Source organism: Flavobacterium ardleyense, from assembly GCF_033547075.1.
GTDB classification, from domain to species: domain Bacteria; phylum Bacteroidota; class Bacteroidia; order Flavobacteriales; family Flavobacteriaceae; genus Flavobacterium; species Flavobacterium ardleyense_A.
Window position 1 is genome coordinate 1784668 of record NZ_CP137891.1, and the last position, 22382, is coordinate 1807049.

General features: G+C 34.2%; 21 protein-coding genes. 6 read left to right on the forward strand and 15 right to left on the reverse strand.

Annotated elements, in window-relative coordinates; genetic code table 11:
- The first annotated feature begins 45 nt into the window (after positions 1–45).
- From fabV to SBO79_RS07760, 5 genes are all read left to right on the forward strand, one after another.
- Positions 46–1236: an enoyl-ACP reductase FabV gene (fabV, locus tag SBO79_RS07740; protein WP_318639847.1), complete on the forward strand. Its 1191-nt coding sequence runs from the start codon at positions 46–48 to the stop codon at positions 1234–1236.
- A gap of 154 nt (positions 1237–1390) precedes the next feature.
- On the forward strand, positions 1391–2386 hold the full coding sequence (locus tag SBO79_RS07745) for a glycosyltransferase family 2 protein (RefSeq protein ID WP_318643484.1): 996 nt from the start codon (positions 1391–1393) through the stop codon (positions 2384–2386).
- A gap of 8 nt (positions 2387–2394) precedes the next feature.
- Complete coding sequence (coaE, locus tag SBO79_RS07750; protein ID WP_318639848.1) at positions 2395–2982, forward strand: dephospho-CoA kinase; 588 nt, start codon at positions 2395–2397, stop codon at positions 2980–2982.
- Between the two features lie 68 nt (positions 2983–3050).
- Positions 3051–4634 carry a sensor histidine kinase gene (locus SBO79_RS07755; RefSeq protein WP_318639849.1) on the forward strand — a complete coding sequence of 528 codons (1584 nt, stop codon included), beginning with the start codon at positions 3051–3053 and terminating at the stop codon, positions 4632–4634.
- Positions 4635–4636: 2 nt separating this feature from the next.
- Complete coding sequence (locus SBO79_RS07760) at positions 4637–5368, forward strand: response regulator transcription factor (RefSeq protein ID WP_318639850.1); 732 nt, start codon at positions 4637–4639, stop codon at positions 5366–5368.
- Between the two features lie 7 nt (positions 5369–5375).
- Here SBO79_RS07760 and miaA read toward each other — a convergent pair whose 3' ends face one another.
- The 7 genes from miaA to SBO79_RS07795 are packed head-to-tail and all read right to left on the reverse strand — an operon-like array spanning position 5376 to position 12332.
- Positions 5376–6299, reverse strand: coding sequence for a tRNA (adenosine(37)-N6)-dimethylallyltransferase MiaA (gene miaA, locus SBO79_RS07765; protein WP_318639851.1), 924 nt, complete (start codon positions 6297–6299; stop codon positions 5376–5378).
- On the reverse strand, positions 6296–7138 hold the full coding sequence (locus tag SBO79_RS07770) for an ion transporter (protein WP_318639852.1): 843 nt from the start codon (positions 7136–7138) through the stop codon (positions 6296–6298). The genes miaA and SBO79_RS07770 overlap by 4 nt, the downstream gene beginning before the upstream one ends.
- Before the next feature lie 40 nt (positions 7139–7178).
- Positions 7179–8510: an exonuclease domain-containing protein gene (locus SBO79_RS07775; RefSeq protein WP_318639853.1), complete on the reverse strand. Its 1332-nt coding sequence runs from the start codon at positions 8508–8510 to the stop codon at positions 7179–7181.
- 18 nt (positions 8511–8528) lie between these two features.
- The gene (locus SBO79_RS07780) at positions 8529–9176 is read right to left on the reverse strand and encodes a YggS family pyridoxal phosphate-dependent enzyme (protein ID WP_318639854.1); all 648 of its coding nucleotides are present in this window, start codon (positions 9174–9176) and stop codon (positions 8529–8531) included.
- Positions 9177–9188: 12 nt separating this feature from the next.
- Positions 9189–10409 (reverse strand): DUF1015 domain-containing protein, encoded by a 1221-nt coding sequence (locus SBO79_RS07785; protein WP_318639855.1) that lies wholly within the window; start codon positions 10407–10409, stop codon positions 9189–9191.
- A 30-nt stretch (positions 10410–10439) separates the two neighbouring features.
- On the reverse strand, positions 10440–11333 hold the full coding sequence (locus SBO79_RS07790; RefSeq protein WP_318639856.1) for a 3-hydroxyacyl-CoA dehydrogenase family protein: 894 nt from the start codon (positions 11331–11333) through the stop codon (positions 10440–10442).
- Positions 11334–11351: 18 nt separating this feature from the next.
- Complete coding sequence (locus SBO79_RS07795; RefSeq protein ID WP_318639857.1) at positions 11352–12332, reverse strand: Gfo/Idh/MocA family protein; 981 nt, start codon at positions 12330–12332, stop codon at positions 11352–11354.
- Positions 12333–12504: 172 nt separating this feature from the next.
- Here SBO79_RS07795 and SBO79_RS07800 point away from each other — a divergent pair, with 172 nt between their 5' ends.
- Positions 12505–13146 (forward strand): protein-L-isoaspartate(D-aspartate) O-methyltransferase, encoded by a 642-nt coding sequence (locus SBO79_RS07800; protein WP_318639858.1) that lies wholly within the window; start codon positions 12505–12507, stop codon positions 13144–13146.
- Positions 13147–13192: 46 nt separating this feature from the next.
- Here SBO79_RS07800 and smpB read toward each other — a convergent pair whose 3' ends face one another.
- The 8 genes from smpB to SBO79_RS07840 form a co-directional block, all read right to left on the reverse strand.
- Positions 13193–13651: an SsrA-binding protein SmpB gene (gene smpB / locus SBO79_RS07805; RefSeq protein WP_318639859.1), complete on the reverse strand. Its 459-nt coding sequence runs from the start codon at positions 13649–13651 to the stop codon at positions 13193–13195.
- A gap of 76 nt (positions 13652–13727) precedes the next feature.
- On the reverse strand, positions 13728–15512 hold the full coding sequence (locus SBO79_RS07810; protein ID WP_318639860.1) for a BamA/TamA family outer membrane protein: 1785 nt from the start codon (positions 15510–15512) through the stop codon (positions 13728–13730).
- A 163-nt stretch (positions 15513–15675) separates the two neighbouring features.
- Positions 15676–17937, reverse strand: a complete 2262-nt coding sequence (locus SBO79_RS07815; RefSeq protein ID WP_318639861.1) for a glycosyltransferase — start codon at positions 17935–17937, stop codon at positions 15676–15678.
- A 181-nt stretch (positions 17938–18118) separates the two neighbouring features.
- Complete coding sequence (locus SBO79_RS07820) at positions 18119–18889, reverse strand: MlaD family protein (RefSeq protein ID WP_318639862.1); 771 nt, start codon at positions 18887–18889, stop codon at positions 18119–18121.
- A 3-nt stretch (positions 18890–18892) separates the two neighbouring features.
- Complete coding sequence (locus tag SBO79_RS07825; RefSeq protein ID WP_318639863.1) at positions 18893–19684, reverse strand: ABC transporter ATP-binding protein; 792 nt, start codon at positions 19682–19684, stop codon at positions 18893–18895.
- Positions 19684–20385 (reverse strand): MlaE family ABC transporter permease, encoded by a 702-nt coding sequence (locus SBO79_RS07830; RefSeq protein ID WP_406600260.1) that lies wholly within the window; start codon positions 20383–20385, stop codon positions 19684–19686. The genes SBO79_RS07825 and SBO79_RS07830 overlap by 1 nt, the downstream gene beginning before the upstream one ends.
- Before the next feature lie 140 nt (positions 20386–20525).
- The gene (locus tag SBO79_RS07835) at positions 20526–21713 is read right to left on the reverse strand and encodes an AI-2E family transporter (protein WP_318639865.1); all 1188 of its coding nucleotides are present in this window, start codon (positions 21711–21713) and stop codon (positions 20526–20528) included.
- Between the two features lie 120 nt (positions 21714–21833).
- A complete protein-coding gene (locus tag SBO79_RS07840) occupies positions 21834–22382 on the reverse strand; it encodes a mechanosensitive ion channel domain-containing protein (RefSeq protein WP_318639866.1) in 549 nt (182 codons plus the stop codon).

A 22382-nucleotide genomic window follows, 5' to 3' on the forward strand; every position in this document is an offset into this window, starting at 1 on the left:
AGCGAATTTTTATTTTTTGAATTGAACGAATTAATATAGTATATTATGATTATTGAACCAAGAATGAGAGGTTTTATTTGCACTACATCGCATCCAGAAGGTTGCGCGCAAAATGTAATAAACCAGATAGAGTATGTAAAATCTAAAGGTACTATTGAAGGAGCTAAAAAAGTATTGGTAATTGGTGCCTCTACAGGTTTTGGATTATCTTCAAGAATTACTAGTGCTTTTGGTTCAAATGCTGCAACTATTGGGGTTTTCTTCGAGAAGCCACCAGTAGAAGGAAAGCCTGCTTCTCCAGGTTGGTATAATTCTGCAGCTTTTGAAAATGAGGCGCACAAAGCAGGTTTATATGCCAAGAGTATTAATGGAGATGCATTTTCTGACGATATTAAAAAACAAACTATGAATCTGATTAAAGCTGATTTAGGTCAGGTTGATCTTATTATATATAGTTTGGCATCGCCAGTTCGCTTGCATCCAAAAACGGGAATTTTGCATCGTTCAGTTTTAAAGCCAATCGGGGAAAAATTTTCTAATAAAACCGTAGATTTTCATACCGGAAAAGTTAGCGAAGTAAGCATTGAACCTTGTAGTGAAGAAGATATTGAGAACACTATTGCAGTAATGGGGGGAGAAGATTGGGCAATGTGGATTGATGCTCTAAAAGAGGCAGGTTTACTTGCTCCTGAAGTTAAAACTGTGGCTTATTCGTATATCGGACCTTCTGTAACAGAAGCGGTGTATAGAAAAGGGACAATTGGTAGAGCGAAAGATCACCTTGAAGCTACCGCTTTTACCATTTCGGATTCTCTAAAGTCAATTAATGGTCAAGCCTTTGTCTCTGTAAATAAAGCATTGGTAACTCAAGCAAGTTCTGCAATTCCGGTTATTCCACTATACATTTCGTTGTTGTACAAAACAATGAAGGAAAATGGCACGCACGAAGGTACAATTGAGCAAATGGTTCGCCTATTTTCAGAAAAGCTATACAATGGCTCTAAAGTTCCGGTGGATGAGAAAGGTCTAATTCGCATTGATGATTTAGAAATGAGCGAAGATGTTCAGGCCAAAGTTGCCGAACTGTGGAAGATGGCAGAAACTGATAATCTTGAAAAAATAGGAGATCTTAAAGGATACAGAAAAGATTTTTACAACCTTTTTGGTTTTGATTTTGAAGGTGTTGACTATTCAAAAGATAGCAATGAAATGCTTCAAATCCCTAGCATTAAATAAATTTGAAATCACCGTATTTCTAGATTGGAATATTTCGATACAAAATGGTTTATGTGAAAACATAGGCCATTTTTTTTGCAATATTGTTAAGAATTTCTTGTTAAATAAAAAGTAGCTTTGCAATATGTTTTTAGATTCTAATACAATGAACAACCTGAAATATTCTATAATTATTCCTGTTTTTAATAGGCCAGACGAAGTAGATGAATTACTTCAAAGTCTTGTACAAAGTACGTTTGAAACTGCATTTGAAGTTATAATTGTAGAAGATGGCTCTACTTTAACTTGCGAATCAGTTGTGGACAAATTTAAAATTTGGCTGGATATTTCGTATTATTTTAAGGCAAATTCAGGTCCAGGTGCTTCTAGAAATTACGGAATGGAAAGGGCAAAGGGTAATTATTTTATCATTTTTGATTCAGATTGTATTATTCCGAAACAGTACTTAGCAGAAGTTGATGCCGAACTTAGAGGAAATTTTTGTCATTGTTTTGGTGGGCCCGACAGAGCTTTGGAATCTTTTTCTGATGTTCAGAAAGCAATAAATTTTGCAATGACTTCATTCCTTACAACAGGAGGAATTCGTGGCGGCTCTGAGAAACTTAATAAATTCCAACCTAGAAGTTTCAATATGGGATTGTCAAAAGAAGCTTTCGAAATAAGTAAAGGATTCGGAAGAATTCACCCTGGCGAAGATCCAGATCTAACGATGCGGTTGTGGAATTTAGGGATGGACACAAGATTGTTTCCAAATGCTTATGTGTATCATAAACGTAGAATTGATTGGTCAAAATTTTCAATGCAGGTTTCAAAATTTGGGATGGTCAGGCCGATCTTAAACTCGTGGTTTCCAAAATATAATAAACTTACTTATTTCTTCCCGACAGTTTTTATTTTAGGTTTGTACTTATCATTGTTGCTAGTATTGTTTGGAATAAATTGGGTAATATATCTATATCTTTTTTATTTCCTGCTGATTTTACTTTTCGCGACAGCGCAGACCAAGAGTATAAAAATTGGAATGTATTCGGTATTAGCAGTATTTAAGCAAATGCACGGATACGGTTTAGGATTTTTGAGATCCTATTGGAATATTATAATATTAAAGAAAAATCCCGAGACGACTTTTCCGAAACTGTTTTTTAACTAAATAATAATATGACAAAGATAATTGGACTTACAGGCGGGATTGGTAGTGGTAAAAGTACAGTGGCTCGCTATCTGGAATCGAAAGGAATATCAATCTATATTGCTGATGATGAAGCTCGAAAACTAACAGATACCACCGATGTTGTAAGCGCAATTGAAAAAGTATTTGGTGCCGATGTAATTGAGAATGGATTGGTTAATCGCAAATTGTTATCACAAATAGTATTCAATAATGCAAAAAATTTAGAAAAATTAAATTCCATAATTCATCCAGTTGTACGAAATCATTTTGTTGAGTGGCTCAAAAACCATTCCGACGAAGAATTTATTATTAAGGAGGTTGCCATTCTTTTTGAAAGTGGATCTTACAAAGATTGCGATAAAATTATTACCGTAGAAGTGCCTGAAGAGATTAGAATACAACGAGTTATCAAAAGGGATGCATCATCGGAAGATGACGTAAGAGCGAGGATGCGCAATCAGTGGACAGATAAGATGAGGGCAGAAAAAAGTGATTTTGTAGTTGTTAATATTGATAGAGACGCAATGAAACTACAAGTAGATCAAATTCTTAAAAATCTAAAGAAATTGCAATAATGTACTTTTTAGTTAATCTTTGGTTAATGTAAATGCAGACCAATTGTTAAAAAGCTAATTTTGTGGAGATGAATAGGTTATTTTTTCGCTTGCTGGTACTTTTGATGAGTTTATCTTTGATAGGAATCATACTTGTACAAGTTTATTGGTTTAATTCTTCCTTTAAGAATAATGAGGAACAATTTGGATTTCACGTACGACAAGTGATTGGAAATGTTGCAGAAAAAATCCAAAAACAAGAAGCTTACAGTTTTTTAAATAAGTACGAAAAGTTAAAAGATAGCATCGGCAAAGATCCTCAGAAAAGTGATTTGTTGGAATTTTATTATGTGCAAAAAAATAATGTTACCAATGAAACAATTATTTATTCGAATAGTATAATTTCAGAGGATTACAACATTTCATCTTCGTTCTTTGATAAAAAGCTTGATAGTGTAAAAAGTAGAAATTTTTCTTCAAAGCGCATTACAGAAGTTTATAATAACAATCAGATTGACAATAGTGACATTAGTGCAAATTTAAAGCCGGACACTAAAATTGAAAAAATTGGAAGTGTTGATATTTTACAGAACGCGCAGTTCGAGATATCTTTTAGAGATGTTGCCTCTGCGATGCCTATTCAAGATCGTATAAGCAAAGAGAGATTGCAGCGATTACTCGAAAATGAGCTGGATGAATATGGAGTTCACACTTCTTTTGAATATGGAATTTACTACAATGGTCTTGCTACAAAAATAAGATCTGATAAATTTCGCAATTCTGGAAACTCTACTTATTCAACTCCAATTTTTACTGACAATGAAGGAAAAAGTGGGTATAGTCTGTATTTAAGTTTTCCTCAGAAAAAGAGATTTCTATTTTCTGATTTAATTGGAATAACAATTTTATCGATAATATTTACTTTGATAATAATTATCGCCTACAGCAGTGCTTTAAATCAGTTAATTAAGCAACGTCAGATTTCTGAAATCAAAACAGACTTTATAAATAATATGACGCATGAGTTTAAAACTCCAATTGCGACAATAAATTTAGCCCTTGATGCAATCAAGAATCCAAAGGTAAAAGATGATCCCGAAAAGAGGGAGCGCTATCTGCAAATGATTCGCGACGAAAATAAGAGAATGCATGCACAAGTTGAAAATGTATTGCGTATCTCAAAATTAGAGCGCAAAGAATTGGAAATTGCGAAAGAGTCAAGCGATATTCATGATATGATTGAAGATGCAATTGAACATGTTAATCTAATAATTGAGGATAGAGGAGGTGAAATCATAACGCATCTCGATGCAAGCAGACGTACGGTATTGCTTAATGACATGCATTTTACCAACGTATTGGTAAATGTGTTAGATAATGCAATAAAATATACGCCCGATACACCACTAATAGAAGTTTATACCGAAAATGTCAAAGACTTTGTAATTATAAAAGTCAAGGATAATGGTCAAGGAATGTCAAAAATTGCACAGAAGAGAATTTTTGAAAAGTTTTATAGAGAGCATACAGGCGATTTGCATAATGTCAAGGGACACGGTCTTGGCCTAGCATACGTCAAAAAAATAGTTGAAGATCATAATGGTCAAATATTCGTTGAAAGCGAAAAAGGAAAAGGCAGCACATTTATAATAAAATTACCCCTAATAAATTAATTATGGAAACTGAAAACAAGAAAATATTACTAGTAGAAGATGATCAAAATTTTGGTGCAATACTAAAAGATTATCTTATGTTAAATGATTTTGATGTCACTCTCGCCAAGAATGGTATGGAGGGATTTGAAAAATTTAAAAAAGATACGTATGACTTATGTATTCTTGATGTTATGATGCCATACAAAGATGGGTATACATTAGCAAAGGAAATACGTGAAAAAAATAAAGAAGTGCCAATCATTTTCTTGACTGCAAAGTCTATGAAGGAGGATGTACTTAAAGGATATAAAGTAGGGGCAGACGATTATCTTAATAAACCTTTTGATTCGGAAGTGTTATTGATGAAAATTAAAGCAATCATACAGAGAAAAGCAAGTGATACAAAGAGTGATCATGTAAGATTTGAATTTCAAATTGGAAATTTCCATTTGAATTCTAAACTTAGATTCTTGACTTTCAAAGACGAAGAACCGATAAAGTTGTCTCCAAAGGAAAATGAACTTTTGAAGTTATTAACTTTATACGAAAATGATTTAATGCCTAGAGAGCTAGCATTAACAAAAATATGGAGAGATGATAACTATTTCACATCAAGAAGTATGGATGTTTATATAGCGAAATTGCGTAAATATCTTAAACCTGATGAAGATGTTGAAATTTTAAATATTCACGGAGAAGGATTTAGACTTGTTGTTCGCAATAAAGAAAATAAGCCAAAACTCGCAGAATAAAAAAGCTTTAAATTTCAGTTTCAGTTTTTTTACTGTCAATGTAGTCAAAAATTGTTTTACTGCTCTCATTGTAATTAAACCATTTGGTATACTCATTTTTTTTAAACCAAGTGAGTTGTCTTTTAGCATATCGACGAGTATTTCTTTTGATGGTTTCTACCGCAAAATCCCATGAATACTCGTCGGTAAGAAAGGCAAAAAGCTCTTTATAACCAACGGTTTGCAATGCATTAATCTCTTTAAAATTTTGTAGAGATTTTACTTCTGCAAGTAATCCGTCCTCTATCATTATATCAACGCGACGATTTATTCGTTCATAAATTAGTGAGCGATCTGCTTCTAATCCTATTATTATTGGAATAAAATTTCTCTTTTTTGTATTCTTTGTCAGAAAGCTTGAATAGGGTTTTCCTGTTTGCAAACAGACTTCCAGTGCACGCATTAACCGCTGAGGATTTCCTTTTTCTATTACTTCAAATTGATCTGCATCTAACTTTTGCAGATTTTCTTGCAAATAGGTAATTCCTAAGTTTTGATAATTATTCTGAATTTCTACTCTTATACTTGGATCAATCTCCGGAAATTCATCCATTCCAAATAATACAGCTTCCACATACAGGCCAGAGCCACCCACCATCACTGCAAAATCTGAAGTTGCATATAAGAGATCAAGTTTCTGTATTGCATCTCTCTCAAAGTCTCCAACAGTGTATTTATCTCCAATCGATTTGTTATGTATAAAGTGATGTTTTACGGCGCTGAGTTCTTCTTTGGAGGGAACGGCTGTGCCTATGCTCATTTCTTTATAAAATTGTCGAGAATCACATGACAAAATTTCGCAATTATAATTTTGTGCCACCTCTATAGCTTTGGAAGTTTTGCCAATTGCGGTTGGGCCTACAATAACGATCAAATATTTTTTGGAAATCATTCTCCTCTTTCTTTAGCGTGTAGTTTTTCTCCACAATTGTAACAAAAATTCGCGTAATCTTTGTGGTTAGTTTCGTTGCAGTTTGGACAAGAAGTTGTGTTTGTAGGTTGATTGCCAGGTTTTTTATTTACAATTTCAGACGTCACTATACCAGTTGGTACCGCAATAATTCCGTAACCCATAATCATAATGACCATTGATAAAAATTGTCCAAGGCCAGTTTGCGGAGTAATATCGCCAAAACCTACAGTTGTTAATGTCACTATTGTCCAATAAATGCTCACTGGTATATCTGAAAAGCCATTTAGTGGTCCTTCTATCATATACATCAAAGTTCCAAAAATGACACAAAGAATTATTACGGTGAAAAGGAACACAAATATTTTGTCCCTACTTCTTCTCAATGCAATCATTAGCATATGCGATGCACCCACAAAATGTCCAAGTTTCAAGATTCTAAAAACTCGCAATAAACGAACAGCCCTCAAAGAAGCTAATAGATGCGCCCCTGGCAATAGCAAACTTATATAAGATGGTAGAATAGCCAATAAATCTATAATTCCGTAGGCACTTAAAACATATTTTATTGGTTTACGAACTGTAAGAATTCTTGCAATATATTCGATAGTAAATAATATAGTTATGGTCCACTCAATAATGTGCAGCATGTGACCATACTTAAATCTAATAGCTGCTACGCTTTCAAACATAATGGCAGCAATAGAAATAAGAATAAGTATCAACAGAATAATATCAAACAGCTTACCCGTCGGAGTATCAGCCTCGTAAATTATCCTATGGAGTTTCCTCCTTAATCTTTCATTAATGTGAATTTCCAAGAAAGTAAATTTTGAAGTACAGTCAAAAATAGTCAATCGCTTACAAGTAGACTATTTTTAAATTTTTATTTTTTAAAATATATGCTTGTAATATATTTTTAATATCCGAAGTATGCTTTATTGGTATTAATATATTTTTAAGAACATTGACATTAAGTACTTGGTAGTTTAGGTCGAAAAAAGCATAACCTTTACAAATTCCGTCCTCTACAAGAATAGCACTTCGTTCATGAATGGTGCGTCCCCTTTCTCTAATAAAAAATGTTTTACCGTCAATCTGTACATGTTTAATCAAATCCTCTACGCGCTGATTGTAGATCTCTACTAATGGAATCGTATTATTTGATTTAACTTCTAACTCAAATCCAATCTTTAGTAAAGATGGGATAATATAAAAATCCTCGACTGCCATTTCAATCATACTTTTTGCTTCGGGAAGAGTAGCAAATAGTGAAATCTCTTTTCGAAATCTGTCCGCTTTTTTGATATTTAAAACACGAAATCCTTCGTCGTTAAGCTCTTCGTATAAGCCCCAACGGTATATACTTTTATTGGTAACTTTATTTAATTCGGGCTTATTCTCGACAACTTCTGTGCGTTCTTTTATAATTCCAATAAGTTCAGTCGCAGTCTCCTCAAAAGTTACAGTAAAAACTTCTGCTTGAATCTTTTTCGAAATTCTAGAATCCCCAATAAAGTGCTTGTTTACCGCTCTCTTTATATTTTTGCTTTTTGCGATAAAAATAATGGTTCCATCTTCTTTATGGACATAATACACCCCCGTTTTGGAAGGCAAAGATTCTACAATATCAAGAAGTTTAGGAGAGATTCCTTTTTCGACTTCAGTTTTTATCAACTCCTTGACAATTGTTTTGGAAGTATCTTTAGAAAGTAACAGCTTGAAAAGTTTGACCGTTGCTAATGCATCTCCACTTGCACGATGCCTGTCAGCCATGGGAATACCGAGCGCACGAACGAGTTTTCCTAAGCTAAAAGATGGCTGTTCTGGTAGTAATTTTTGCGCAAGCTCAACTGTACAAAGTGTATTTGTCTGGAAATCGTATCCTAAGCGCCTAAACTCAGTACGCAAAATTCTATAATCAAAGCTAGAATTATGTGCCACAAGGATACAACCGTTGCAAATTTCCAAAATTCGCTTTGCCACCTCGTAAAACTTTGGAGCATTTACTAGCATTTCGTTATTAATGCCTGTCAGTTTTATCACGAAAGGTTGAATTGGTATTTCAGGATTAACTAGGCTTATAAATTGATCTACTATTTCGTTTCCATCAAATTTATAGATAGCAATTTCTGTAATCCCTTCTTCGTTAAATTGTCCTCCTGTGGTTTCTATGTCAAGTATTGCGTACAATTTTTTCTTTTTTTATAATTATCTTGATCCAAATATGCTACTGCCTATTCGCACCATAGTACTCCCACAATCTATCGCAATTTTATAATCTCCAGACATTCCCATAGAAAGTACAGTAAGATCATTAGCTGTAGCAAATTGATCGTAGAGGTTTTTTAGAGTTGTAAATTCCTCTTTTATCTGTTCTTGCTTATCTGTAAATGTTGCCATTCCCATCAAACCTTCAATTTTGACATTCTTATAATCATTTTTGAAATCTGAATTGAAAATTTCAGATATCTCATTTTTGTCAAATCCAAACTTCGTTTCTTCGTCTGCAATAAAAACTTGCAATAGTACAGAAATTATGCGGTTGTTTTTTTCTGCTTGTTTATTGATTTCCTGAAGAAGTTTGAGACTATCAACGCCATGAACGAGCGCTACAAATGGCGCCATATATTTCACTTTATTTCTCTGTACATGTCCAATCATATGCCATTGAATATCTTTTGGCATTTCTTCAAATTTGTCAGTCATCTCTTGGATTTTATTTTCACCAAAAATTCTCTGACCCGCATTATATGCCGCCATCAAATCTTGTACAGGTTTGGTCTTTGAAACCGCAACAAGTACAACATTATCCGGTAGTATTTTTTTTATTTCTGTAAGCCGGGTAGCAATATTCATTTTTTGTATCTATTAAAGTTCATAAACGACAAGGCCACTTCTGAATTTTGGTTCTATATACGTACTTTTCGGTGGCATAATTAAATTAGAATCGGCTATGTTTTTAATTTCTGTAATGTCTGAGGGAAAAAGTACAAATCCTAACTCAAATTCTTCGGAATCAATAATTTTTTTAATATCAATCACCGACTTTTTTCCTGGTATATAATCTATTCTTTCATCATTACGAAGATCGGCAATTCCTAAAATAGGCAATAAAACGGTGTCGTATAAAATTTGTGCATCTAATCCTTGTAACGCATCATCAAACGAAAACTTTTCTAACTTTAGCGTAAGCGAATAAAATTCATTCTCAAGATACATCCCAAATTCATGTTTCTTACTAGGGTGAAAAAGTTGTTGAGACTTGATTTCGACTTCAAAATTTTCGGATAGTTTGTCGATAAAGTCCTCTTTAGAAAGGCCGTTTAGATCTCTTATCAATCTATTATACTCATAAATTTTCACATTGCTATCGGCAATTAAGAAACTCATAAACCTAGATTTAGACTCGGTTTTGTTTGCTGCTTGCTCATCAAATAACATATTTGCCGACGCAGATCTATGGTGACCATCGGCAATGTATAAGTCGCCAATTTTATCAAAAGTTTCTTGCAAAAACTCGATTTCTTCAACGTCATCCACTTTCCATAAATAATGAACGTCCTTTATAGTTGTGGCAAATTCAAAGTCGGGCACTCTTGACGTTTTGTTTTCGATCCAATTGTCAATTAGGTCATTGTCAGGATAGCTCATTAACACAGGCTCGGTATTAAATCCTGCATACCTCATATAATCTTTAAACAACTCAACTCGATATTGCAATGTATCCTCATGTTTCTTGATGAGACCATTTTTGTAATCGTCAATAGTTGTGGCAAGAATTATTCCGGTAAAAGTATTATTATCCGTTTTTATTCTATGCACATAAACCGCTGGCTTTTCGTCCTGAACAAGGATATTATCATATTTAAAATCTTGATATTTTTGATGAACGAGTTTAAAACGTTTTTCAAAAGTTATTTTCTGCTGATTTGTGTAAGCAGGATTTAAGATATGTAAAAAAGATAGTGGATTAAAGTCCAATTGCGAGGCCAACTCGGCAGGCGAATATTCTTCGTACGATCTAGAAGTTACCAAACTCACCTTGTCCCGAGTTGGTCTAAAAGCTTTAAATGGGTGTATTTTTGCCAAAATTATTTTTTGAACACTGTTTTTACAGTATTAATTTTTGTGAAATTGTTTCGCAACGTTTTCTGCTTTTTTTGAAGTTGAATAATCATAAAATCCTTCGCCAGATTTAACTCCTAATTTTCCAGCTCTCACCATATTTACTAATAAGGGGCAAGGTGCATATTTTGGATTCTTGAAACCATTGTACATAACTTCCAAAATTGCCAAGCAAACGTCAAGTCCAATAAAGTCAGCTAGTTGCAACGGACCCATCGGATGCGCCATACCAAGTTTCATCACTGTGTCTATTTCGTACACTCCTGCGACTCCATTGTATAATGTTTCAATTGATTCATTTATCATTGGCATCAAAATTCGGTTTGCTACAAAACCTGGATAGTCATTAACTTCGACTGGAGTTTTTCCTAGTTTTTCTGACATTTGCATTATCGATTTTGTAACCTCATCAGAAGTATTGTAGCCACGAATGATTTCGACCAATTTCATAATTGGCACAGGATTCATAAAGTGCATTCCAATAACTCGCTCGGGATGGCTTACTACTGCTCCAATTTGGGTGATAGAAATAGAAGAAGTATTAGTTGCCAAAATTGTATCAGCTTCGCAATATTCATTAAGTTTTTTAAAGATATCAAGTTTAAGAGTGACGTTTTCTGTGGCGGCTTCCACAACTAGATCAGCACCAGCCACACCATCTTTGATATCTGTATAAGTGATTATATTTCCTATAGTTGTAAGTTTGTCGGCCTCGGTAATAGTTCCTTTCGCAACCATTCTGTCAAGATTACCTGCAATCGTGGCCATTCCTTTGTCTAGAGATTTTTCTGAAATATCAATAAGTTTTACTGTAAAACCTTTTTGTGCAAATGTATGAGCAATTCCGTTACCCATTGTTCCTGCTCCAATTACCGCAATATTCTTCATTAAAATATATTTTTATTATTATTGTAAAGTATTATTTTTTTCGAAACAATCAATCACCTGATACGCAACACGTAATGCTTCTGTTCCCTGTTCTAAAGTTACTACCGTTTGCTGGTCGGTTGTTATAGCATCTGCAAAGCTTTCGAGTTCAGCAAATATGGCGTTGTTTTGCTCCACATCGGGATTTGCAAAATAGATTTGTTTTTTTACACCTTCTGCATTCTGGAGGATCATATCAAAATCTCCAGGTACATCTGGTGCTTCTTTCATTTTTACGACCTCGCATTTTTTTTCTAGAAAATCGACAGAGATATAGGCGTCTTTCTGAAAGAATCTTGATTTCCGCATGTTTTTTAAAGAAATTCTAGAAGCTGTCAGATTTGCAACGCATCCATTTTCAAATTTGATTCGGGCATTGGCAATATCTGGAGTTTCAGAAATAACTGCAATTCCACTAGCATGAATCTCTTTTACTTTTGAATTTACAACACTTAAAATAATATCAATATCATGAATCATCAAATCTAAAACTACAGGTACGTCAGTGCCTCGTGGATTAAACTCTGCAAGTCGGTGTGACTCTATAAACATTGGATTAGCAATTGTCTCTTTTATTGCTATAAACGCAGGATTAAACCGCTCCACATGACCCACTTGTCCCTTTACATTATATTCCTTTGCAAGCGCAATAATTTCCTCTGCTTCCTCAACTGAATTAGAAATTGGTTTCTCTATAAAAATATGTTTTCCAGATTTAATAGCAACTTTTGCACATTTATAATGAGAAAGAGTAGGAGTAACAATATCTATAACGTCAACAGCAGTAAGTAGAGATGCAATGGTTCTAAATTGTGTATAACCAAATTCCTTGGCAACCCTTTCACCATTTTCTTGGTTTTCATCGTAAAAGCCAACAAGTTCAAATTTATCAGATTCTTGAAGTAATCGCAAGTGTATCTTACCTAGGTGGCCCGCACCCAAAACTCCTATTTTAAGCATATAAATGTATTTTGTACAAAAATACTAATAAAAAGAGAACCTGTAAGTGCATACTGAAATTAATTAGACTACTGAGTTTATGAAAGTTGAAAGTGGAAGGGTAAATTGCCCATATCTATTCTGAAAATCCCAATATCTTTGTTATTTTTGTATAAAATCACTTACTTATATTTTGAAAGATACTGGAAAACATCAAGGGCTTAGAAATCAACTTGTTCAAACATTACAGCAAAAAGGGATTAAGGATAGCAATGTTCTAAAAGCCATTGCAAGTATTCCGCGACACCTTTTTTTAAATTCAAGTTTCGCAGATTATGCCTATCAGGATAAGGCGTTTCCAATTGCCGCTGGACAGACAATCTCTCAACCTTACACTGTAGCTTTTCAGACCGAACTTCTACAAGTTAAGACCGGAGACAAAGTTCTTGAAATTGGTACTGGATCTGGCTATCAGACGGCAGTTTTGTGCGGAGTAGGTGCAAAAGTTTATAGCGTTGAGCGACAAAATGAGCTCTTTAAGCAAACGTCTTTATTGCTTCCAAAGCTTGGTATCAATCCAAAACACCTATCTTTTGGTGATGGCTACAAAGGTCTGCCTTTGCACGCACCGTTTGACAGTATAATTGTTACAGCGGGCGCACCCTTTATTCCACAGCCACTGATGGCACAATTAAAGATAGGAGGTAGACTTGTAATTCCGTTAGGCGAAGACCATCAAATAATGACCTTGTTAATAAGGAAGACGGAAAGCCAATTTGAAAAACATGAATTTGGAGAATTTAGATTCGTGCCATTATTAGAAAACAAGAATTAAATATAGACATTAAAAGCTTTAAGAGGACCTATATAATTAACGTGTTTTAGTTATTGAAATTTTTCTTGATTCGTTGCAAATCTCTCTTTGTATCTTGTTCTTTGAGAGATTCGCGCTTGTCATAGGTTTTCTTACCTCGACAAAGTCCAATTTCTAATTTTGCCAAACCTTTTTCGTTTGTAAACAATCGAAGTGGAACAATAGTCAGTCCTTTGGCTTGAACGCTACGAGCTAGTCCTTTTAGTTCCTTTTTCTTTAATAACAATTTACGTTCTGAACGTGCTTTGTGGTTAAACTGATTCCCAAAAGTATATTCTTCAATATAAGTATTGATTGCAAATAATTCGTTATTACTAAATTCGCAAAAGCTCTCAGTAATATTAGCCTTTCCCATTCGGATAGATTTAATTTCTGTTCCAGCCAGAACTATTCCCGCGTTGAATGTTTCAATTACTTCATAATCAAATCGAGCTCTCTTATTGTAAATATTTATGGTTTTCAGCATAGTTGCAAATGTATGAACAAATCCTTTAAAGTACAATCTTATACTCAGGTTCAGATGTATTTATTGTATATTGTTATTACCGATAATCAACCGGCTCCGGTTTTCCGATTTCAAAATCCTGAAAACCAAAATCGCTAGTCTTAAAGCTATTGGTTTTAATTAAATTTCGACCATCGCCAGGTAAAGAAGGGTAGTAGGCAAGTGAGAGTTGAAATGAACTAAATACTAAATAATCATTACTAATTATAACACCAATCACTGCCTGAGAATACAATCTGCTAGAAAACAAATCGGCTGTTGTATCGCCCAACATTGCAAACGTATAACTCATATAAGGATTAACTCTAAATCCTCCCAAATTCCAAGGAGAATAACCTTGAGTTTGTAAGGTCAGCATCATTTTCTTGTCGCCGTATAATTCTGAAGAGTTAAAACCATTAATACCATTCTCTTCATTAATATTAATCATATCACCCTTTGAATGTTCTCTGTTATTTCCAATTACCGACCTAAATTTTACAAATTGTCTAATATTCCAGTTATGAAACGGCAATAAATTAGTAAAATAATTAGCCTGCACAGTAAATGCAGTTCTAACGGTCGAATTGTTCGCAAAGAAAGTTCCGTACTCACTATTGCCACTAATATAGCCCCAGTCGTAATAGCGACCAATCGAAAATTTAGCTCCAGCGTAAGGATAATTATAGCCATTCTTTCTCAATGTTCCTGCAGAAATGCCAATAATTCGACCAACCGGAACATCCTCGATTACCCCATAATTAAAAATATATTTATCTTGAACATACTTTCTAGAGGTCAACGCTAATCCGGTGAGAAAGAATTTTTCGCTGCTGTAAAAACTTATAGTATCAAAGGCTACTTCGGGACGTTCTACATAGTCTTTATTAAGAAAACGAGCGGTAAAAATGAGATTGGTCGTTCGATCATTTTGAACACCACCTTTAAAGATGTTAAATGATACTCCCGCCCAGTAATCCTGAGAATTATATTTGAAATTTTGTGATTTGTAAATGTTTTCTTGGTTGGCAATGGTGTCGGATTGAAACTGCTGATCAAAGTAAACTCCTGCTCCCCAGCGAGTAAATGCTGAAACAAATGGCCGTTCAAAATCTAGTGATTTTCGATAATTATCATCTAAATCAATATCATACTCAACCGCAGTACTGATGAAGGTATTCATCATATTCGGAATTGTATACTTAGTACTATAAGCATTTTTTTTAGTATCCAATTCTCGTTGGTATCTATTTTCCCACTGATGTCCCATTCCTAAGAAATTACGTTCCTTAAGATAAAAATTGGTCCTGCTGGTGGATCCTGAAATATTGGGAATCAGACTCCATGAATCCAAAACACGTATGTCAACGTCTACGGAATCTTTGCTGCTAGCAATAATAATAGGCTGAACGACAACTCCACGAACAAATTGTTGCGTACGAATGAGTCGCTCAGATTCTTTCATTAATAGTGAGTCTAAGGGTTGGTTTTTCTTAATAAGAAGGATATTCCTTATTGCAAACTGTTTTGTTTTAATGTGGGCTTTATTTCCTAATTCCGAAAGTTTTTTGGTAGGCCTGCGAGTTGTATCAGTTTCTGAATATCCAAAGGGATCCAAAGTTGTAATTGTTATATTTCGAATAATTTTACCTTCATATTTTCTATATGAGATTGGTTTTACTCTTTTCACCCTATTCGTCTTACCACTATTACGTGACTTAACTGGCTGGAAAATCAGCTTATGAACAAATTTTGTAAATTTTCTTTTCTCTGAAAACTTTTCAATTTTCTCGTATACTACCGTTGAGTCCTTTACTACTATCGAATCTTTTACTTGAGACATCGCTGAGAATGTGGTAAGCAAATAAAGCAATAAACAGCATAGTAAACGACATCCGGATACCGCCGGTTTGTTTGATGATAAATTTGCAGTTAGTAATTGCAACATAGTGATAATAACATAGTTCTTTGGCTCAAAAGCGGTGGTTTTTTTATTCAAGTGTAATTTATGTAATTGTTATTTCAGTAGCTAGCAGGGAAGAGTTTACTGATGAGGGAAACATTCTTTCGATGCTTAGTCTCGCCAAGAGATAGCTAATGGTAGACTCAGCGCCTTGATTTAAATTCACATTCTTTTCTTCGAGGCCATCAAAACAACCTCCAGTGCAAGGATTGTATATGGTTCTATTAAGATGGTTTTTTCCTAGAAACCAGTCGAATGAATTTTTCATCTTAACTAGATATTTTTGGTCCTGATATACTTCATAAAATGCTTCCAAAGCTAAGACGGTATACGCAACGTCAATTGGCTGTTCACCAAAATTCTGTACTTCAGCCCCCTTATGGTGCCAACCATTGTTAGAAATCACTTTAATTTCTCCAACTTCATTAAATGTTTTTGAAAGTAGAAATTTAAAAGATTCTCGGGCAATTTCTTTATACTTAAAGTCGCTACTATCCAAAAATGCATACAAAAGTGCTTCAGGTAATACACTATTAGCATAGGTTAAATAGCTTTCAAACCAATTCCATTCTTGTTCTGCTTCATGGCGGTACATCTGTACTAATCTATCTGCAAGGATTATAATAAGTTTTGAAACCTCTTGGTTTTTCTGACTTTTATTGTAGAGGTACATGCCCTTAATTGCAAATGACATCGCACGCGATGAATGAATTGTAGAAATATAATTAAATGTTTTCTCTAAAATTTTTTTTGCAACAATTTTTAAACGTGAATCTATTTTCTCATTACCATCAACAATGGATCCTAAAGCCCACAAGGCGCGACCATTAGAATCCTCTAGGTTACATTCGAAATTTTGTTTTGTAAAAATCCTTTTATCATCTACGTAGTTCAAGAAGCTACCATTACTTTGCTGACAAAAAGCAATAAAGTCTAAATATTTTCTTAATTGTAGAAGGTCGTATTCAGTAGCATCTAATGATATTTTTGCAACAACGGCAATTATCGCTCTCGCATTATCATCGACAGTGTAGCCACTTGTTCTATCCGGTTCATTTAATCTAGAAAATTGATAGATTCCAAAATCCGTGGTCATTTTATATAAATGCTTAAAGGATATTTGTGGATTGTTATATTGAAGCTTTATGACATTACCACTTACATCTTCAAAATGCTTTGCATGAGATAACGCAGAATTTTCCCAAACAGTTGTCATTATTTTGTGCAAACCATTCATGCGCATATTGGTGCGTAAGGTAACATCAAAAAGTAATTTGTTAACTGCCTCCGCTAAAGCTTCAGAATCTTCTCGGGGAATTATTAGTCCCGAATCATTTTTTAAAAATTCAATCGCATGCGGCATTGGTGTGCTAATTATCGCACAACCACAACTAGCCGCATAGACGAAAGTTCCACTCACCGCCTGATTTGGATCTTTAGATGTAAATAGATAAATATCTGTGAGCTGCAAGTATTCCATCAACTCCTCTAGGCTGACATACTTATTGATAAATTTTACGTTGTTTTGAAGATTTAAATCTGAAACTTTTTTTTCTAAAAATTCGCGGTATTTTTCTCCTTCATTTTTTACTACGCCCGGATGAGTCTTTCCAATAATCAAAAAGAGCACGTCTGGCTTTGTTTTGATAACTTTAGGAAGCGCATCTAAGGTAGTTTCTATCGACTTTCCCGAACTAAGCAATCCAAATGTCGAAAGTACTTTGCGCTCGCCAAATCCATACTTATTCTTTAGCAATTGTTTATTTTCATGATCAACAAAGTGAGTACCATGGGGAATAACACTTATTTTTTTTGGTACAATATTATATTCATTAACAAGAATTTCTTTTGAATTCTCGGTCATAACCAGCACCGCATCGCTGCAATCGCATATGTTGCAAACATTTTTCAAAAATGCTTCATTAGGGTTTGGTAAAATGGTATGAAAAGCCAAAATAGATTTTTTATTTATCTCTTTCAGCATGGTGCTAAATTTCTTTTCATGTTGCGCATAGAAACCAAACTCGTGTTGAAATACAACTAATGCAAGTGAATTGTCAGAATTTATCTTTTCTGTAATATTTTCAAAACTATTCGTAGCATCTACATTTAAAACACATTCAACATCTTCGGAATCGTAGCTAAATTGTTCAGTGGAATTTTCTAAGGCACAAATTTTTATATTTAAGCAGGCATCAAATTTGTCCTTCAATGCGCTGACTAAATCGTAAGAATAGGTCGCTATTCCACATTCTCTCGGTGGATAAGAAGTTACTAGCAATATCTTTGCACAAGGATTTTGCATATTAGAGATCTTTTTGAAACTTATTAATTGATTACTAAATTACTATTTTAAAACCCAAGATAGATACTAAAGAATTTAGTTTATCACCACTGAATTATAAATAGTAAATTTCTCTTAACAGGCAACTCTTTTCCTTATAATACTATTTAGAAAATTTATATTATTTTAATTTGGACATGCACTATTTATTAGCTTCCTTTTCTTTTTCCTCCAAAGCTCTTTGCTTTTCTTTTTCGGCTTTCTCTTTTGCTTTTTCTATCTCTTTGAGTCTCTTCTTTTCGGCCTTTTCCTTTTTCTTAAAGAAACCTCTTAGTAGGAAGTTATCTTTGGCAGCCTCCATATTTTCACTTAAACCTTTGGTTCCTTGTTTAAGATTGCCAATTGTTTTGTCTAAATTATTAGCAATAGCTTCATCGTTAATTAGGCGTCCTAACGTTCCTTCACCTTTGTTTATTTTGTAAAGAATTTGCGTTATTTCCTCTGAAGCAATCGCTGCATTTCCAGCCGTAATTTCCAAGCTCTGTACTATTTCGTCCATTTCAACAGGCTCATTCGAAGCTATAAGTTGATTATCTGTAATAGATTTTGAATCTGACGCGCCGTTCGAAATGGTAACGATCTTATCGCCAATAATCCCCTCAGAACCAATTCCAGCCTCCGAATCAACTTTGATAAATTTTCTAACGTCTTCTTTTATAAGCATTTTAACCTGAATAGTGGTATCGTTAACAATCGTAATTCGATCTACTGTTCCTATATTAATACCCGCAAATCTGACAGAATTTCCAACTTGTAGTCCGCTCACATTGCTGAAACGTGTAGACAAGGTAAATACTGGATCAAAGAGATTTTTTTGCTTACCTATTATAAATATGGCAAGCATAAATAGACCAATTCCTACGATGACGAATAGACCTAGACGAACTTTAAATTTTGGTGTTTGATTTGCCATTTGTTATGATTTAATATTTTGTTTAGTTTTAAAAAATGATGATATTTCCTCATCATCGCTTGTTTCGAATTCTTCGAGTGTACCTTCTTTATAGACCACTCCTTCTTTTAACATTATAACACGATCTGCAACTGTCCTTACACATTCAATATCGTGAGTTATTATTATCGAGCTTGTTTTATATTTTTTCTGAACATCGTTTATTAGCAAACTAATTTCGTCAGATGTTACAGGATCAAGTCCCGTTGTTGGCTCATCATACAACATAATTTCGGGGTCTGTAATAATAGTCCGAGCTAGGCTTATACGCTTTCTCATTCCTCCAGAAAGCTCAGAAGGCATCTTGTCTATAGAATCAGGAAGTCCCACATTCTCTAAAGCTTCTAATACTTTAGCGTCAATTTCTTTTTTGGAAAGATCTTTTCGAGTTCGCTTAAGCGGAAACTCCAAATTCTCTCTTACGGTCATAGAATCATATAATGCGCCGCTTTGAAAAAGAAATCCAATCTTTTTTCGGACTTCATTCAACTCTTCATTATTAAGAATAGTTACATCTTGGTCTCCAATTTTTATACTTCCCGAATCCGTCTTGAGCAATCGTACGATACATTTTATCAATACCGACTTCCCTGTACCTGACTTTCCTAGGATTACTAAATTCTCGTTATCGTAAAGATTTAGCGAAATTCCATTAACCACATGGTTACTACCGAAACTTAAGTGAAGATCTTTAATCTCAACTGCGATTTTCGAACTCGCGTCAATAATTTCATTATTTGTCTTTGTATCGTCCATTATTTCAATAAATCAGTTATCTGTACAGCGATTAAATCCACAATAATTACAAGTAGTGATGCCATAACTACAGCAGAATTTGCTGCTTTTCCCACACTCTCCGTTCCACGGCCTGCATTATATCCTTTATAACATCCCACCAGACCTATTACAAGTCCAAAGAAAAAGGTCTTAATAATTGCTGGAAATAAATCAGCAAACTGTACCGAAGAAAAAGCTTGCGAGATAAATAAAACAAAACTCACATCTCCTTTTATATTTGCTCCGGCCCAACTTCCAATTATTCCCAAGCCATCCGCATACAAGGTTAAAACAGGAATCATTAAGGTAGCCGCTAATACTCTCGGCACAATTAAATACTTGAAAGGGTTAGTCGAGCTTACTTCCATTGCTTCAATTTGTTCAGTAACTCGCATCGATCCCAATTCAGCACCCATACTTGAACCAATTTTACCAGCGCAGATAAGTGCAGTAATTACTGGTCCCATTTCGCGTATAATAGAAATCGCAACCATGCCTGGCAACATACTTTCTGCACCAAAATTCACCAGTACTGGACGTGATTGAATGGTTAAGACCAATCCAATTATAATCCCAGTAATTCCAATTAATGCGAGCGATTTATTTCCGATTTGGAAACATTGTTTAAGAAATTCTTGAAATTCAAATCCGCGTGAAAATGTATTTCGAACGACTTTCATCAAGAATATAAAGACATCCGCGACGTTTACAAGAAACTCATTTACTTTAGACTTATTTTCAATGGCCTTGTCCCCAACCGCCATCGACTTTTTCTTTGCGTATTCTTTAAAATTCTTACGCGGTATTGCTTTATCCATTATTAGTCTTCGTTTTGTTTTTTAGAATCTGAATCCCCATTTGTTTCTGTATAAACTACTTTAGGTGCCATAGGATCTGTTGTTTCAGATTCGGCATTATATCCATCGAATGACGAAAAATGCATTTTTTTCCATTTAAATTTTTTCGGTAAGTCGTCGCCAAGTAAATACCCCCAAGGTTCTAGCGATTCTACTCTGTCAAATATTACTTTGCAAATAGCCAAAATAGGTATTGCTAAAAACATCCCAGAAAATCCAGCTAATGATCCACCAATTATAATCCCTATAATACTTGCCAAGGCGTTCATCTCCACCTTTGAACTTACTATTAGAGGAACTAATATATTGTTATCAATAAATTGAACTACAATATTTACAGCAATTACTCCAAAAATAATTGTAACATCAGGAGTTCCACTCAAGGTTGCAGCCATACTTAAAAGCGCCGCCATCAATATACCAATGTACGGGATTAAATTTAACAATCCTGTTATTACTCCCAGCAAGATGGCATATTTAACTCCTATTATGCTGTAACCTATAGATGTAAGGGTAGACACAGTCACCATTTGTATCATCAATCCAACGATATAACTCTGAATTGAAACTTTAATTTGGCTCAAGATCTCTCTTAACTTCTCTTTATGCTCATCAGAAAATAGTTTGCATAAAAATTTAATAAAGTGATTTTTGTATAATATTATTAAAAATGTAAGGATAGGAACCAAAATAGCGTTAAAAATGGTATCGGTAACCGATAGGAGCGTAGTTCCAACCATTTTCGTCGAACCTTCAGTTGCATCATCTAACATTTTTTTCTGCTCTTGTTTGTTAAGATTGAAATGTTGATAAACTAGATTTTGTAAGTTATCTATATGGAGGTAGAGGTTTTTCTTAATCATTGCAAAATCTTCTACAACATCGCTTACTTGCCAAGAAAGGAAAAGAATAATAGCAGCAAAAAACGCTATAAATAGGAAAACGGTTAGCAAGGCAGCGATTACATGCGGCAGTTTTACTTTTCTATTTAAAAATTTTGCAATAGGTTCCAATAAAATTGCAAATAACAATGCAAGCAATAATGGAACAAGCACGTCTTGCCCAAGATAAATTGCAGCAAAAATAATTACTAAACTTATTAGCAACAATGAAAACTTTACATAAAATGGAAGCGTAATTGTTTCTTTCATACTTTATTTATCTTTGTAATGGTTAAGAAATTTTCCCTAACATTATAAAGCAAAAGTCGCTGAAAGAACAAAGTGAGTTCTTATATCTTATGAATATAATCTTACATTATTTAACATAACTTAGTCAGTAATTTCCTTTATATCAACCGACTTTGTGGATATGAATCCGTTTGGTAAGATAGATACTGCTCGTTGTAGTAAAAGTGTATTTGGGTAAGTGGTAATAATTTTCTCTTGATTGCGCAAAATGGTATGAAATGCACGTATGTCCAAAATCTCGCCTTCTACAGAATGGTCTGCATCGTCTATCTTGATGTAATCGCCAATCCTAAATGGGAAGGAGAAAAATACAATCATGCCAGCAGTAATATTACTAAGGATAGACCACTGAGCAAAAAATGCGATTCCAATTACAGTAATTACCGCCGACAAAGCAGCAATAACATTGTGGGTCTTTACGCCCCAAACCACAAACAGTGAAATAACACTTAAAATTGTTATTAAAATACTCATATACTTAATAACGAGATTTGCTCGCCTATCAAGAATTTGCGTAATTACAGCCGTTTTTTTGATAACTTTTATTAAGCTCCATCGAATTATAATCGCCACAATCAGTATAGCCGCCGATGCAATTATTTGCTCTTGATATAATTCTAATAAACGCAT

What these genes read in the sequence shown, in the direction of transcription:
- fabV (WP_318639847.1), top strand. Translation starts at nt 46, where the DNA reads ATGATTATTGAACCAAGAATGAGAGGTTTTATTTGCACTACATCGCAT.
- coaE (WP_318639848.1), top strand. Translation starts at nt 2,395, where the DNA reads ATGACAAAGATAATTGGACTTACAGGCGGGATTGGTAGTGGTAAAAGT.
- SBO79_RS07755 (WP_318639849.1), top strand. Translation starts at nt 3,051, where the DNA reads ATGAATAGGTTATTTTTTCGCTTGCTGGTACTTTTGATGAGTTTATCT.
- SBO79_RS07760 (WP_318639850.1), top strand. Translation starts at nt 4,637, where the DNA reads ATGGAAACTGAAAACAAGAAAATATTACTAGTAGAAGATGATCAAAAT.
- miaA (WP_318639851.1), bottom strand. Translation starts at nt 6,299, where the DNA reads ATGATTTCCAAAAAATATTTGATCGTTATTGTAGGCCCAACCGCAATT.
- SBO79_RS07780 (WP_318639854.1), bottom strand. Translation starts at nt 9,176, where the DNA reads ATGAATATTGCTACCCGGCTTACAGAAATAAAAAAAATACTACCGGAT.
- SBO79_RS07790 (WP_318639856.1), bottom strand. Translation starts at nt 11,333, where the DNA reads ATGAAGAATATTGCGGTAATTGGAGCAGGAACAATGGGTAACGGAATT.
- SBO79_RS07795 (WP_318639857.1), bottom strand. Translation starts at nt 12,332, where the DNA reads ATGCTTAAAATAGGAGTTTTGGGTGCGGGCCACCTAGGTAAGATACAC.
- smpB (WP_318639859.1), bottom strand. Translation starts at nt 13,651, where the DNA reads ATGCTGAAAACCATAAATATTTACAATAAGAGAGCTCGATTTGATTAT.
- SBO79_RS07810 (WP_318639860.1), bottom strand. Translation starts at nt 15,512, where the DNA reads ATGTCTCAAGTAAAAGATTCGATAGTAGTAAAGGACTCAACGGTAGTA.
- SBO79_RS07815 (WP_318639861.1), bottom strand. Translation starts at nt 17,937, where the DNA reads ATGCAAAATCCTTGTGCAAAGATATTGCTAGTAACTTCTTATCCACCG.
- SBO79_RS07820 (WP_318639862.1), bottom strand. Translation starts at nt 18,889, where the DNA reads ATGGCAAATCAAACACCAAAATTTAAAGTTCGTCTAGGTCTATTCGTC.
- SBO79_RS07825 (WP_318639863.1), bottom strand. Translation starts at nt 19,684, where the DNA reads ATGGACGATACAAAGACAAATAATGAAATTATTGACGCGAGTTCGAAA.
- SBO79_RS07830 (WP_406600260.1), bottom strand. Translation starts at nt 20,385, where the DNA reads ATGAAAGTCGTTCGAAATACATTTTCACGCGGATTTGAATTTCAAGAA.
- SBO79_RS07835 (WP_318639865.1), bottom strand. Translation starts at nt 21,713, where the DNA reads ATGAAAGAAACAATTACGCTTCCATTTTATGTAAAGTTTTCATTGTTG.
- SBO79_RS07840 (WP_318639866.1), bottom strand. Translation starts at nt 22,382, where the DNA reads ATGCGTTTATTAGAATTATATCAAGAGCAAATAATTGCATCGGCGGCT.